Genomic DNA, 13,888 nt, shown 5'->3' on the forward strand with positions numbered 1-13,888 from the left:
ATAGGCAGCGGCATTTGCCTTGCCTTTGCCGCGGCTAAAACCAGCTGCCTCAGAAAGAATACACATCGATATAGTAATAACCATGTGCCCTATGGTTCGTATAGCTAAAACGTTCTGTTACACTTGAAAACCGCTATTATCACGGAAACTTTAAGGGTAACGGCAACATAAATCCAGCGCCGGATTTTTACTCCCGACGGTGCTGGAGCAGTGCAAGACAGGGAGGAAAACAAACTTATTTAACGTCAACTATAAACTCTAGGAGATCAGAACTATGAAAGACACTGAGAAAAATCAGAGCACGGATCAGAATTCCAACCTGTCAGGCACCTCATCAAGCGGCAGCATGACACCAAGCTCTTCCAGCTCATCGGGCAGCTTGTCCGGTACATCGAGCGGCAGCTCCACTACAACAGGCAGCTCCAGCTCCACCCCTAAGAGCGGCAGCTCTTCCAGCAAGACAACCGGCTCAACCAGCAAGTCTTCTACCACAAAAGCCAAGTCTGGCTCCACCTCTAAAAAAGAAGGCAAGTCTACCAGCAGCACATCAGGTAAATCCGGCAGCTCTGATTCCATGTCAGGCAGCTCCGATACTTCATCAGACCGTAATAGAAACCTCTCCGACCAGGGCAACTACGGCTCTATGTCGAGCGGCTCTTCGCAGAACTTCCAGGGCTCCGGCCAGGGCAACCAGGACTGGAATAGCCAGAACCAGGGCCAAGGCCAGAACCAAAACTGGAACAGCGGCCAGCAAGGGTACGGCAGCCAGGGTGGCTATGGGTATGGGTCGCAGCACGGTAATTACGGAGGCCAGAGCGGCTACGGTTACCAAAGCGACTATGGCTCCCAGAGCAACTACGGTAGCCAGGGCTCCCAGGGCGGATACGGCTCGCAGGGCAACTATGGCTCCTCTCAGCAAGGAGGATGGGGCTCTCAGGGAGGCTATAACTATGGCAACCAGGGCGGCATGGAAGGAAACCGAATGCGCTCCCAAGACCAGCACTCCAGCGATATGTACGGCAGCCGCGGCGGCATGCAGGGCGGCTACCAGGACCGTGAAGGCGACATGCAGGGCGGCTACGGCGTAATGAACGACCAAGGCGGCATGGGCCGTTACAACCAGCAGAGCGGCATGGGCGGCTACGGCAGCCAGGGCCGTTACGGCTCGCAGGGCGGCTACGGCTCTTCCTCACAGGAGCGTGGCATGCAAGGCAGCCAGGGCATGGGCAGCGGTAGCTACGGCTCCGGTATGTCTGGCTCATCAGGCAGAAGCGGCGGCTACGGCCAGAGCAGCGGCCAGGGCCATCAGCAGAACTACGGCCAGGGCGACTATGGACAGCGCATGGGCTACGGACAGCAAAGCGGCTATGGCAGCCAAGGTGGCTATGGTTCCAGCTCAGGCATGTCGGGCAGAGGTAGCAGCAGCGGTATGCAGGGCGGCTACGGCGACAGAGACCGTTACGGCTCTATGGGCTATGGCTCCAGCAGAGGCATGAGCGAGTACGACAGAGACGACCGCGGCTCACAGCGCGGCTGGGATTCGCAGAGCTCTATGCAGGGCGGCTACGGCAGCCAGGGAGGTTATGGCTCCAGAGGCGGCTCCTATAACGATGAGTATCGCTCCGGCCGCTATGGCTCTCAGGGAAGCGACTACGGCCAGCAGGACTACGGCAGAGGCGGCAGCAGCTACGGCTCTTCTTCCTCTCACGGCAGATCCTCTTCCGACAGAGACAGAGGCGGCTACGGCGATAGCAACTATAGCAGCGGCATGAGCGGTGGCTATGGATATGGCTCAGGCAGTGGCATGCAGGGCGGCTACGGAGGCTCGTCAAGAAGCGGCATGGGCAGTGGCTCCAGCCATAGCGACTCCGGCCGTTACGGGCAGAGCGGCTACAGCTCTGGTGGGTATGGCCAGGGAGGCTATGGTGGCGATGAAAGCCGCTATGGGTCCATGGACAGCAGAACATCGTACTACAGCGATAACCGTGGCTCAAGCTCGCGCGAGAACTACCGTAACCAGGACGACTCTGACAGAGATCAGTTCCAGACACGCCGCAGCGACCGTTACCGTAACCTGGATGAATAGCATTTGCTAAACCATCATAAAAAAATCCCCTCCCGAAATTATCAGGAGGGGATTTTTGTTTTTGCCGTGCTGATGTTCCGCTAAATTATAGACCTTACACAAAGCAGTCCCGGTGGTCCTGCAGAAACTGGCGCATGGTGTGTGGCTTGCGGCCAACAAGTTTCTCCACCGTATCGGTGGTTTGGGTAAGTTTGCCTTCCTTTTGCAGCGTGTAAAGCTCCACCATGGCATTAGCCATAGTATCTGGCATGCCGGTGCCGGTCATCCCTTGCTTTATGGCGGCTTCCGTTAGGTCAATGTAGTCTACCTGCTTTCCGGTTACCTCGCTTAGCAGTTGCGCCACCTCGTAATTAGACAGCGCCTCCGGGCCGGTTATGTCATACGCTTTGCCTTCGTGCCCCTCGCCGGTTAGCACTTCTACTGCTACGGCGGCAATGTCGCGGGCGTCAACCAGACTCATCTTCCCATCACCAGAGGCACCATAAAACTTACCCTCTTCCTTTATACTTTCCGCGTTATAGTTCACGTAGTTTTGCATAAAGGAGATGGGCCGCAGGAAAGTATGGCTGATGCCGCTCTCCTCGATATACTGCTCCACCTCGTGGTGCCATTGGCCCAACTGCAGGCCGGGCTTGGCATCGGCCCCGATAACGGATAGCTTCACAATGTGCTTTACGCCTGCCTTCCTGGCTTCATCTATCAGCGTTTTGGCCATTTGTACCTGGTCCAGGGTGAATGGGGTGAGCAGGAACACTTTGTCCACGTGCGTAAAGGCGGCGTGCAGCGAACTAGGATCCTCAAAGTCCATCTCTACGATCTCCACACCCGGCAGGCGTTTCAGGTTCTCGCCTTTAATAATGGAGTGCACCCCTGCCCTCACCCGTATGTCGCCATCTAGCATGGAGAGTTGCTTTACCACCTCCCGTCCTACCGTGCCTGTAGCACCTGTTACTAATATTGTTATGTGCATAGTTTTATTCTGATGTAGTATACTCCTACTACGGCTGAAAACAGGTTGTTGATTGTTAAATGTTATCAGCCGGGTGTATTTATACTTTCTCCGGCAGCTTCATTTACTCAATGAGAGCCGGAACAACTTGCCGTTTTCGTTGGTGATGAGGAGCTGGTTGTTTGAAGTATAAAGGATGGCCTCGGCCTGTCCGGTTCTGCCGACCTTCAGGCAGTAGTGTTTGCCGCTGAGGTTGATGTTGCCGTTTTGCACTTCGAACAAGTATACTTTGCCGTAGCCAAGTATGGCAAACTGCCGCTGGTCCGGAGAGAGGGCAGCAGAGGTAGTCATGGCCTTGACGGGCAGCTGCTCCTGCAGCCTGGCCACAGCGGTGCCGGGCTCGGCGGGCAACGTATAAAGTTTGAGTTGCTTGTCTTTTCCCCGGCTCTTGGTGAAGAGGTAGAGCGAATCCTGATGATAAAAGAAGGCTTCCAGGTCAAAGTGCAGGTTGTTTTTGTACGGCGGAAAGGCGGCCTGATCCTCGAAGGAAAAGTATAAAGTGCCTTCCAGGGTATGGTTTTGCTTGCTGAGGATGTGGATTTGCAGGTCTTTCCGGCTATTCGCGTTGTTGCCAAATTCGCCGATGTATAAGTGTTCCTCGTTCTCGGCCAGCTCTTCCCAATCGCGGTTCCGCAACTCGAGCGGCAGCGTTTGCAGCAGTTCGCCACTCAGGTTAAACCGGTACAGTTCAGCCGGTGCGCCGCTGTCGCCGTGCGTCCAGAAGGTAGTGTCAGGGGCGTGAGCCAGGCCGGAGCTTTCCTGTATCCGGGCATCCAGCCGCGCTATTCGCTCCAGCTTATACTTATACTCCGGCTTCTCGAAACCGCCGCCGCGCCGGTCGGGCCCGCAGCCGCAAAAGAGGGTTTGTAGGTAGATGTAAGCGGTGAAGACTTTGTAGAGCAAGGCTTGGGAGTTAGAGAGTTAGAGGGTTTGGGAGTTAAAGAGTTCAGTTAGAAAGTTAGAAAGCCAGAAGGTTAAAAAGTTAGAAAGTTTGTACGGGTTAAAGTATGGAAAGTATAAAAGTATTCAGCTCCTGCGCAGCCGTCCGATTCTCTATTTAAAACATCTCCAGCGCAAGCGCCCACCCATGCAGGAAAGTATAGTTTAGCAGGCCTAACAGCTTTCTAACATTCTGCCCCCTTTCCAAGCAGCCCTGTTATTAATAACAATATCTGAATATTTACTTTCTTTGCAGCCTATAGTTCACCTAACGCTTTCTATGAGAATAAATTTACTTTGCCTGTTTCTTTTACCTCTTGCTTTTAACTCACTTGCACAAAATCCGCTTCAACGAACCATCTCGCTTAAGAGAGTTGGAAGCGACAGCCTCCACATTCCTTTTAACGCTAACTATCATCTGACAGAGGACAGTTGCGCCCTGATAACAAGGCAGGCGCGCTATAACATGCAGCAGCGTTTTTTCTACGGTAAATTTAAAGACATCAGCCGCCAGGACACAAGCTTGGTACTGGCAGAAGGCTTTTACAACGCTAACGGCCTAATACACGGAAGCTTTGTCTCTTACTACCTTAACGGCAAGCCGCAAGCCCGCGGCAGCTATAAAGAAGGGCAGCCCGACGGGGAGTGGCAGTTGTTTTACAACTCCGGCAATCCTAAGTTAACGTTTACGGCAGCAGACGGACGGCTTACCGTAAAAGAGGCCTGGAGTGAGGATGGCGCTAAAGTGGTAGACAACGGCACCGGAAACTACCAGGCACGCCAAGGCTTAATTATCTGGACAGGTAAGCTTCTAGAAGGCAAACCCGACGGCACTTGGGTAGCCACCTCGCATCTTGACAGGTCTAACAAAACGATGGCCACTGAGAAGTTTAAGGATGGCAAGTTTCTGAAAGGGACAGGCCCGCTCGGCAGCTATACCGACGCCTCCCGCATCGTATGGTTTGATAAAGCGATACTGCCTTTTCTAGCGGCCCAGGACATGCTTATTTCCTCAACTCCTTGCCATGTCCCAGCTCGCACGCAAATTGTGGGCGTTCAATATAAACACGGTCCGGATGGGTACAACGAAGAAATCAAAAAAGCTGTTGGTGCCTACCTACGCAATATTGACTTAAAGCCTTATGAGAACGAGCTTCACCTAGAAGGAGAGGTATCCGAAGAAGGAAAGCTGGTAAACTTCCGATACAAAATTGCTTTTAGCGATAAAATTGCAACCGGTTTGATGAGAGTTCTGGCCAAGCTGCCTGCGTTAGAACCGGCTCTTGCTGACGGCAAGCCCATCCGCCAAGGGTTTAAAATCTCGTTTAAGTTTTACGAAGGGGTATACAGTTTCAACTACCAGTTTCTCCCCATCAAGCTTACTCAACCCCAGGCTCTCTAACTCCCAAACGCTCTAACTCTATAACTTCCCCGGGTTTTTCCCAGAACTGGCGGCTGTAGATACGCTTGTAGGGCCAGTGGCGCTGGCGCAGCAGTAGCGGAATATCGGCGTGCGTGTGGCGAACCGAGAGGGCGCTAAAGTATAAATCATCGTCGGTGAGCACCACGCTTTGGTAGGTTGATTCCTTTACCACCGTCAGGTCGGCGAAGGGGACCTCGGGCTTCAGGTGCGGCACCTGTTGGGCGAGTATTTCCTTGAGCAGTGGCACGCGGGCAGGCATCCTTTCCTGCTTCGGTTCATACTCAAAATAGCGGCGGCTGACCTGCTGCGCATAGTGCAGGTAGTCTTTCAGGAGCTTTGGCCCGGCATGGGTGGTATGCTCTACCTGCAGCTGCTCTGCCCGGATGCTGCTGACGACCACTACCTGTTGCTTGGCGCGCGTCACGGCCACATTCAGGCGGTTCTCGCCCCCGCTCTGGTTCAGGCTGCCAAACTGCATCGCCATTTTGCCCTTATCGTCCGGCGCGTAGCCCACTGATAGGATGATTACTTCCTTTTCATCGCCCTGGATGTTCTCGATGTTTTTGACCAGCACCGAGGCAGGTATAGTTATACTTTGCTCCTGGGCTGCTTCCTCCAACAGGTCCTGCACCAGCATCTGCTGGTTGTAGTTGAAGGTAATCACGCCCAGTTCCTCCTGCCCGGCCTGCAGGTACTGCAGCACCAGTTCCACCACGCGCTGGGCCTCGGCCAGGTTCTGGTTGTCCTGCCACAGTCCGTGCACTTTCACAAAGGTGATGGCGGGCTGACGCGCGTTCGCGTCCTGCAATTCTGGTATGAGTTCCAGCTTGTTTTGGTAGAAGTAGCGGTTCGAGAACTCGATGAGCTCGGGGTAGCGGCTGCGGTAGTGCTGCGTGAGCATGGTCTGCGGCAAGTATAACCCGCACAGCTCCAGCAAGGATTCCGCCGACAGTTCCTCTACTTCGTCTTCTCCTTCGGCCCCGTTCCAGCGGGCGCGGTAGATGTCGGAAGGCTTGAGCTGCTGCGCATCGCCGGCCACTACCACCTGCTTGCCGCGCAGCATGGCCGGGATGCCGGTTTCGGCATAACACTGCGAGGCCTCGTCAAAAATCACCAGGTCGAAGCAGCGCTCCAGCGGCAGCACCGCCGACACGGTCTCGGGCGAGGCCAGCCAACAAGGCACTAAGTCCAGCATCTCTTCGGAGAACAGGGCAAACAGCTTACGCAGCGGGTAGAGGCTACGCTTCTTGCTCACCTGTGCGTGCAGGCGGCGGTAGGTCACCGGGTTACCGAGGCGGTTTAGCTCGATGTCCTTGTACGCCTGCTCCCGGAGCCGCGAGAGCACGATTTCCTGGCTCAGCTCCTGCTTTTGCTGCAAGAGTAGTTGCAGTTCTTCCTCCAGTCGCTCCAGTTCGCCATTGCTCGGCATGCGTAGTTCCGGGTGTTGCCCCTCTAGTTCGTGCAGCCAGGCCAGGTAGAGGCTATTGAGTAGCAGCGCCTCGCCTTCCTCCGCCGTTTTGATAGGTTGTTCCAGCAGCAGCTCGGCTACTTTTCGCTCTGGGCCGGTGAAGGAAGTCAGCAATGCATCAAAGGCCACCAGGGGCTCGAACACCTCCGGCAGCTCCAGCAGCAGGTCTTGTTTATACGTTTCGTCCTTTACGAGTCGTGAGATTTGCCCTTCTGTGAGCCATTGCAGCCACAATTTATACTTTGTTTCTGCCTCGTTTATACTTTGCGTAAGCGTCTGCAGGTGCTCGGGCAGCTGCACCAGACTCAACAGCTTTTCGTGCAGCACCTGCTCCTGGTGCAACTGGCGCAGCAGTTTGTGGGCCTGGATGGCGTCCTCCACCGCCTTCAGCTTTTGCAGTACCTCGCTGGGGTGTTGGGTAATCTTCAGGCCCAATTTTATGCGTTGGTTGATACCCTGCATCAACTCCACGGCTTGCTGGCGCAGCTCCAGGCGCCGCTGCAGTTCGCCTACGCCTGCCGCATCCAGCTCCAGTTTATACTTGGCCAGCGCCTTTTTCAGCAGCTGCTTCTCGGGGGCAAAGGCCCAGGTAAGGCGACCTAACAGCTGCTTTTGCTGCTCCTCATACTTGGCTACGGCAGATTTCACCGAAACTAAATCCTCGGTGGCAATGGCCGCGTCTGGGGCCGGACAAACCAGGTACAATTCCTTTAGTTGCAGCACCTGCTGCTGCAGTTCCTTTGGTTCTGCCTGTCGTTGCAGCAAAGGCCAAAGCGCCTGCTCTACCTCCTCCTGCGCCAGCAGCTCCTGCAGCCGGGTGACTTCGGCTAAGGCGGAAGTATAAGTCGGCAGCTCCTCCAGCGAGAACGGGTAGCCACTCAGGTCATTTATACTTCGCTGCAGCCTGGCATGCTCCTCCGGCAAGGACTCAATAACCTGCGCCAATTCCTGCCGCTCCTGGAAAGTATAGCTTTCCATGCTGCGGCGCTCTTTCCACACAAAGTCCTCCTTTTGCCAGGGGATGGCTTTTTGCAAATACTGGCGCAGGCGCGGCAGAAACTCCGTTACGGTCTCGGCAGTCAGGTTTTTAAAGTATGGGTTTAGCGGGATGTGCGGCTGTTGCAGGCTGCTGCGCAAGTATAACTCCTTGGGCGACCAGCCGCAGCGGCTCATGTTGAAGAGGGCGGTTTTAAAGGCTTGCAGCTTCTCCAGGTTTTTGTTGATGCCGCGGCTCACTTCCAGAAAGGTGCGGTCGGTGTAGATGCTGTTGAGCGCCAGGTTCTGCTTTTTATACTCTTCCAGACGGTCGATTTGCTCGCGCAGCTGGTTAAAAATCGCCTTGCGGTCGGCGTTGATGTCGTGCACAAGCGCGGCAAAAGCACCCAGCCCCTGCCGCGAGAGCCGCTGGTGCACGACATCAAGCGCGGCGCGTTTCTGGCTCACCACCAGCACCTTCTTGCCTCTGGCCGTAAAATCCGACACCAGGTTACAGATAAGCTGCGACTTGCCCGTGCCCGGCGGCCCCTGCACCACCACCGACTGCCCCTGCTTTACCGCCTGCAGCGCCGCCTCCTGCGCCGCATCCAGGGCAAAGGCCGTGAAGGTATGCTGCGCCTGCGTGCTCAGGGTTATACTTTCCTCAGGCATGCCGAACAGCTGCTCCATTTCCTGCAGCTCGCCCTGCTCCAGCAAGGTATCATAATCGGTCAGTAAATAGGAGGCTGCCTGCGGGAAGATGCCCAGCACCGCCTCCTGCTCCAGTTCCAGCTGCCCCGGTTTATACTCCGCCTCGTAATCGGCTTTTTTATAATCTGTAAAGCGCTTGAGTTTATCACCGAAGAACTCGCGGCCGGCGTTTATACTGAGCTGCTGCTCTTTCAGGAGCTCGTATACCTTGGTGCGGAACTCCAGCGGGTGCTGCGGCAGCGTGCTCAGGTCCAGTTCCAGCAGCTCCTCGGCCAGCGGCGTGCCCATGTAGTGCGCGTAGGCCAGCAGAAAGCTCTGGTTAAACTGCGGCGGCTGCGCCTCGTCGGGTTGCAGTTCCCACTCCTGCGCCGCGTTTACCTGCAGCTTTACCGGGAAAAACAGCAGCGGGCTCCGCACGGCCGTACCGTCCGAGAACTTGCCGTGCACAAAGGGCCAGCCCAAGTATAACTCGCGGCTGCCGCGCTCCTCAAAAATCATCTCGGCCTTGCGCTTGATAAACCGCAGGCGGCGACTCACCGCAGCTACGGGTGCGTGGCGGCTATCGGCGTAAGGACTCAGGGGGATTTTCTTTCTGCCACTCAGCAGCTTCTCCAGCACCTCAAAGGCAGGCTTGCCGTTAACGAAGTCCAGCGCCTCCACGTCCTGGTGCAGCTCCCGGTACAGGCGCAGCAAGACCAGGGCCCTGTTGCCGGAGCCGAGGTTGAGGAGTCTGCGTCTGTAGTGTTTGAGAATGTCTTTCATGAGGTACTGCCACGTAAACGAAAGAAGTCGGCGGAAAGTCTAAGCCAGCAAAGCAAGTTAGCAGGAAATAATGGGAGTTGGCATATAAAAACCGTGGCAAAAAGGTATCTTGCCTCCCCTTAATCAGTAACTTACATGCTTAGCTCTGTTTTATCCGCGATTATTTTTCTGCTGCTCCCCTTCCTGTTTCCCAGCAAACCCAAGCCGGTAAAAGACTACGATAAGCTGCTGCTGGTAAATGAGTACAAGTATAAAATCTACGAGGTCTTTTCCCTTATCCCGCTTTTCTTCATTACAGGCGTTATCTGTTACGTTTTCTACCTGTTGGGCAACGACGTGCAGGAAGTATACTTCCGGGGCCGGGAGGCAGATTTTGCCATCTACCCGCCGGCCTCTTTCTGGCTGGCGCCCGGCATGTGCTTTGGCATCGGCTTACTGATGCCGCCAATGGAGTTGCTCTACCGCCTGATGCTGAAGGAAGAGTACCCAGTATACCTGGAGTACACCAACCGCAAGTATGGCTTTGATGGATACAGGGTGGTGCGGTTTCTGGGCAGGGGCTGCCTGCTTGCCGGAATCATAGTATCCGTGCTGGGTCTGGGCTGGTACAAGGAAATCAAGGACGGCAAAATTATTATCGGTGATTTCGGCTCGCTCACACCACAGGCATACACGATGCAGCAAATTGAGTCTGTTACGCACTACAAGTATAAACGCAACTCTAAGGGCGAGGCAGTGGCAGAACCGCATTACAAAATCCGCTTCTCCGATGGCCGGGTATGGGACACGTCGCGCAATTTTCATGAGGTGAGCCAAGAGAAGTATGACGCCATTGTGGCGCACCTGCTCTCCCATACCGGCCTTGCGCTGGAGCGTCAGGAAACAGACGCAGCAGCGCAGTAGGCCGTTAGGTTTTAAGGCCGGTGATTTTTCGCCTGATACTGCCGATCCGTATTGGCGCTATGCAACATTTTTAGTAAGATGCAGTTCTTCTAAAAGTATAGCCAAATTCATTTATTACTGCTAAATCATACCTTTGCTCCATAAACCATCCAGAATGAAGATAAACTCACACCCGGTTATACTTCTGCTCCCGGTGCTGTTGTGCCTTGTGCTCTCGTCCTGCAACAGAGACAAACCCATCCCCCCTATTGCGCCCCTGGAGGGCTACACCACCACCAAGCAGTACCCCGGCAACGTGGGCGACGAAAGCCTGGATGACTGGAAAAAGGAGCTAAAGGACATTGAGGTGGTGCAGGTAAAATCCACGATGGATGGCAAGGTGGAGCCGGCGCTGTTCTACGAGTCGAAGTCTACCCGCAAGAAGCCATTGCTGGTGCTGCTGCACAGCTGGAGCAGCGGGTATTTACAAGTGCCCTCCATCCCGTTCGCGCTCTGGGCCGAGAAGTATGACTGGGCTTTTATCCAGCCTAACTACCGTGGGGTGTTCGAGCAGCCCGAGGCCATGGCCTCTGACGTAGCCATTCAGGATATTGTGGACGCCGTGGACTACGCCATGCAGCACGCCAACATCGACTCCTCGCGCGTGTACCTGGTGGGCTCCTCAGGCGGCGCCATGACAGCCCTGGTCACGGCCAGCCGTCACCCTGACATTTGGGCGGGCGTAGCGGCCTGGGTGCCGGTGTTCGACATCCCGGAGTGGTTTGAGTTTAACCTCTACTACCCGCACCGCAAGTATAACAGCCAGATTGTGGCGGCGCTGGGAGGCGAGCCCCTGCCCGGCACACCCGCCGAGGCCGAAGGCAAGCGCCGCAGCCCCAGCACCCAGATTCACCAGGCCAAGGAGGTGCCCATCTTTTTGGCCCACGGCATAAACGATTTGCTCGTGCCGCCGAGTCACTCCATCCGCGCCTTCAATATCTTAGCGGCTCCCTCCGATACCATCTCCAAGGCAGACATGGATTACATCGTGAAGGAGCAGGCCTTGCCGGAGAGCCTGCAGGGCCAGGCCGAAGAACCATACTTTGGCGCCTCAGACCCGGAGGTAGTCTTTAGCAGGCAATCCAATAACGTGAGGCTGGTGCTGTACGTGGGCGTGCACGACATGGCCTATAACTCGACCCTGCTCTGGCTCAACGACCAGCAGAAGCCACAGCCGCAGCCGGCCGTAACGCAGACCAGGTAAACCTTTGCACCGGTACATCAAGTATAAAGTTTACACATTTATACTTTAAACGATGCCCACTCAAGCCGATTCCCATCAGCCCAAACCCAAGTTTCCTACGGTAGACCAGGTATCCTCGGGCGGTGTGGCTTTTCGGACGGGTGAGGCGGGTGTGGAGGTGGCACTCATCTCGGTAGGGCAGCAGCAGCGCTGGCAGCTGCCCAAAGGCATTGTAGATACCGGCGAGGCGCCTGAGGCCACTGCGGTACGGGAGGTGCGCGAAGAAGCGGGCATAAACGCTGAACTCATCCAAAAGCTGGACACCATTGAATACTGGTATGTAGGAGACAAAGGCAAGCAGCGGGTGCGCTTCCATAAATTCGTGCACTTCTTCCTGCTGCGCTATACTTCCGGCGACATCAAAGACCATGACTGGGAGGTGAACGAGGCCCGCTGGGTGCCGCTGGACGAAGCCATACAGTTATTATCGTTTAAAACGGAACGGCAGGTGGTGGAGAAAGCAAAGGTCTTACTGGAAAGTATAACGTTGTAATTCGCGCACCAGCCTTTACTATAGCTCATTTTAATCAAGACGGAATGACAACAGCATCAAAAGAATCATCTGAAGAAAAATACCTGCACGGCTACTCGCCGGAGGAGCAGCAGCGCCTCTACAAGCAGGCCAGGTTTATGGAGAACAAGATTTACTCTGATATTGATTTTTCCACCGTTACCAAGCTGCTGGAGGTAGGCTGCGGCGTAGGGGCTCAGTCCGAAATCCTGCTCCGTCGCTTTCCGCACCTGCACCTGACGGGCATCGACTATTCGGAAAGGCAGATTACACAGGCGGGCAAGTTTCTCGCTACCATTCCGTATGCCACCGACAGGTATGAGCTGAAGCAGGAAAACGCCATGGACATGAGCTTCACCTCGCAGGCTGATTTTGACGGGGCTTTCCTGTGCTGGGTGCTGGAGCATATACCGGAGCCGGCCCGGGTGCTGTCGGAGGTGCGGCGCGTGCTGAAGCCGGGCAGTCCGGTTGTGATTACTGAGGTGCTTAACTCCAGCTTCTTCGTGGAGCCTTACTCGCCGAGCGTGCTGCAGTACTGGATGCGCTTCAACGATTTGCAGTACGACATGGGCGGCGACCCCTTTGTGGGCGCCAAGCTCGGAAACCTGCTGCAGTCGGTTGGCTACAAGCGCATCACCACCGAAACCAAAACCTACCACCTCGACAACCGCAACCCGGCCAAGCGCGCCGAGATGATCGCCTACTGGACGGAGCTGCTCCTAAGCGGCCTGCCGCAGCTGCTGGAAGCCGGTTACGTGGATGCAGAGGTGGCTGATAAGGTGAAAGAGGAGATGCAGGTGGTGGCGAAAAGCCCGAATGCGGTGTTTTTCTACACGTTTGTGCAGGCAAAGGCTTTTACGTCTTAAGTAGGGCAAATGGCTGTTGGGTAAAAGCCCCTCCCCTAAAACAGGAAGGGGCTTTTGTTTAAGTTAGAGATTAGGTTGTGATTGAGGGAGCGGTGGTTATACTTTTATACTTGCTGTTTTATACTTTATAGCTCCTGCTGGCGCAAGCATCAGCTTGTAACTTCTTATACTTCGGATTAACTTCCCTAGCCACCGCTTCCTGCAACCGGAGCCAAGCTATACTTTCAAACTACAGTTCATCCTCTAGTTCCCACCAATCTATTGTTTCATCTCAGACTTTGGTGCCCTTCTAGGCCGGGAGGCCTCGCCTTCGGTCATCGCGCGGTGTACATTTCCTTTGCTACCCTTCGGTCGCAATGCCCTTAGCGGGCACCAGAAATCTACAAGGCGCCCAACCCAAAGGCTGGGAAGCAGTTCGATAGCCACAGCCTTTGCTATGCAACAAGTATAGACTGTCCCCTTGAGGGGACTATAGGGGTGTAATCGTTAACAGAAACTCCCCTCCTTAGCCAAGGGGGGCAGGAGTGGTTGGACCCAGCACTGCTAGACATCTCTCCCCTGTTCTAACAAACCTGGGCAAAAGGTAAGGTTTTACACCTGTCTCTACAGAAAAGTGCTGATTAAACAGTTCTCTTTAGCAAAAATGAGGTAGCGCCGTAGTTATTGGCCTACGTTTAGTCGGAGAGCACGAGTATCACAAGGCACCTTACCTCAGAATAAACAGACATAGGCCCAGCCAAAAATTAAATACAATAAATAAAGCAATAAAACACTTATTACCAGCACTTTACAACCAAAAAGCTGCCGTATAATACACTGTAATCTTAGTGTTTCAGAATCTGTTGAGGTCTACTTGGAAGCACACCCCCAAGAGCAACATACTTCTACTCAATTTTGAACTTCTTCAAAGTTCCTATCCGCTCCGGATACCTGATGTGAGGACTTTAACCATC

The 13,888-nt window shown here is 54.7% G+C and carries 10 protein-coding genes; 6 read left to right on the forward strand and 4 right to left on the reverse strand.

From position 1 onward, the window contains the following. Positions 1-306: 306 nt before the first annotated feature. Entirely contained in the window at positions 307-576 is a 270-nt protein-coding gene (locus BM040_RS12930) for a hypothetical protein (protein ID WP_092102010.1), read from the reverse strand. Between BM040_RS12930 and BM040_RS12935 the strand changes: the two genes are divergently transcribed. Continuing rightward, positions 575-2,086, forward strand: coding sequence for a hypothetical protein (locus BM040_RS12935; protein WP_092102013.1), 1,512 nt, complete (start codon positions 575-577; stop codon positions 2,084-2,086). The two genes, BM040_RS12930 and BM040_RS12935, sit on opposite strands and share 2 nt — an antisense overlap. Positions 2,087-2,180: 94 nt before the next feature. Here BM040_RS12935 and BM040_RS12940 read toward each other — a convergent pair whose 3' ends face one another. Both BM040_RS12940 and BM040_RS12945 read right to left on the reverse strand, forming a co-directional pair. Further along, positions 2,181-3,056: an SDR family oxidoreductase gene (locus BM040_RS12940; protein ID WP_092102016.1), complete on the reverse strand. Its 876-nt coding sequence runs from the start codon at positions 3,054-3,056 to the stop codon at positions 2,181-2,183. Positions 3,057-3,155: 99 nt separating this feature from the next. After that, positions 3,156-3,998, reverse strand: coding sequence for a hypothetical protein (locus BM040_RS12945; protein WP_092102019.1), 843 nt, complete (start codon positions 3,996-3,998; stop codon positions 3,156-3,158). A gap of 502 nt (positions 3,999-4,500) precedes the next feature. Between BM040_RS12945 and BM040_RS12950 the strand changes: the two genes are divergently transcribed. Next, entirely contained in the window at positions 4,501-5,436 is a 936-nt protein-coding gene (locus BM040_RS12950; protein WP_092102023.1) for a toxin-antitoxin system YwqK family antitoxin, read from the forward strand. Here BM040_RS12950 and BM040_RS12955 read toward each other — a convergent pair. After that, positions 5,414-9,373 (reverse strand): AAA domain-containing protein, encoded by a 3,960-nt coding sequence (locus BM040_RS12955; protein WP_092102026.1) that lies wholly within the window; start codon positions 9,371-9,373, stop codon positions 5,414-5,416. The genes BM040_RS12950 and BM040_RS12955 overlap by 23 nt on opposite strands. Before the next feature lie 135 nt (positions 9,374-9,508). Here BM040_RS12955 and BM040_RS12960 point away from each other — a divergent pair, with 135 nt between their 5' ends. The 4 genes from BM040_RS12960 (at position 9,509) to BM040_RS12975 (ending at position 12,935) form a co-directional block, all read left to right on the forward strand. Next, positions 9,509-10,276, forward strand: coding sequence for a hypothetical protein (locus BM040_RS12960; protein WP_092102029.1), 768 nt, complete (start codon positions 9,509-9,511; stop codon positions 10,274-10,276). Positions 10,277-10,430: 154 nt separating this feature from the next. After that, positions 10,431-11,519 carry an alpha/beta fold hydrolase gene (locus tag BM040_RS12965; RefSeq protein WP_245756212.1) on the forward strand — a complete coding sequence of 363 codons (1,089 nt, stop codon included), beginning with the start codon at positions 10,431-10,433 and terminating at the stop codon, positions 11,517-11,519. Positions 11,520-11,571: 52 nt separating this feature from the next. Continuing rightward, the gene (locus BM040_RS12970; protein WP_092102032.1) at positions 11,572-12,051 is read left to right on the forward strand and encodes an NUDIX hydrolase; all 480 of its coding nucleotides are present in this window, start codon (positions 11,572-11,574) and stop codon (positions 12,049-12,051) included. 44 nt (positions 12,052-12,095) lie between these two features. Beyond that, complete coding sequence (locus BM040_RS12975; protein ID WP_092102035.1) at positions 12,096-12,935, forward strand: class I SAM-dependent methyltransferase; 840 nt, start codon at positions 12,096-12,098, stop codon at positions 12,933-12,935. Positions 12,936-13,888 lie beyond the last annotated feature (953 nt).

This window comes from Pontibacter chinhatensis (genome assembly GCF_900113285.1).
In the GTDB taxonomy this organism is placed as follows: domain Bacteria; phylum Bacteroidota; class Bacteroidia; order Cytophagales; family Hymenobacteraceae; genus Pontibacter; species Pontibacter chinhatensis.

Bases quoted from the DNA above. Each gene is read 5' to 3' on its own strand.
- BM040_RS12935 (WP_092102013.1), top strand. From the start codon at position 575: ATGTCAGGCAGCTCCGATACTTCATCAGACCGTAATAGAAACCTCTCC.
- BM040_RS12930 (WP_092102010.1), bottom strand. From the start codon at position 576: ATGGAATCAGAGCTGCCGGATTTACCTGATGTGCTGCTGGTAGACTTG.
- BM040_RS12940 (WP_092102016.1), bottom strand. From the start codon at position 3,056: ATGCACATAACAATATTAGTAACAGGTGCTACAGGCACGGTAGGACGG.
- BM040_RS12950 (WP_092102023.1), top strand. From the start codon at position 4,501: ATGCAGCAGCGTTTTTTCTACGGTAAATTTAAAGACATCAGCCGCCAG.
- BM040_RS12955 (WP_092102026.1), bottom strand. From the start codon at position 9,373: ATGAAAGACATTCTCAAACACTACAGACGCAGACTCCTCAACCTCGGC.
- BM040_RS12960 (WP_092102029.1), top strand. From the start codon at position 9,509: ATGCTTAGCTCTGTTTTATCCGCGATTATTTTTCTGCTGCTCCCCTTC.
- BM040_RS12965 (WP_245756212.1), top strand. From the start codon at position 10,431: ATGAAGATAAACTCACACCCGGTTATACTTCTGCTCCCGGTGCTGTTG.
- BM040_RS12970 (WP_092102032.1), top strand. From the start codon at position 11,572: ATGCCCACTCAAGCCGATTCCCATCAGCCCAAACCCAAGTTTCCTACG.
- BM040_RS12975 (WP_092102035.1), top strand. From the start codon at position 12,096: ATGACAACAGCATCAAAAGAATCATCTGAAGAAAAATACCTGCACGGC.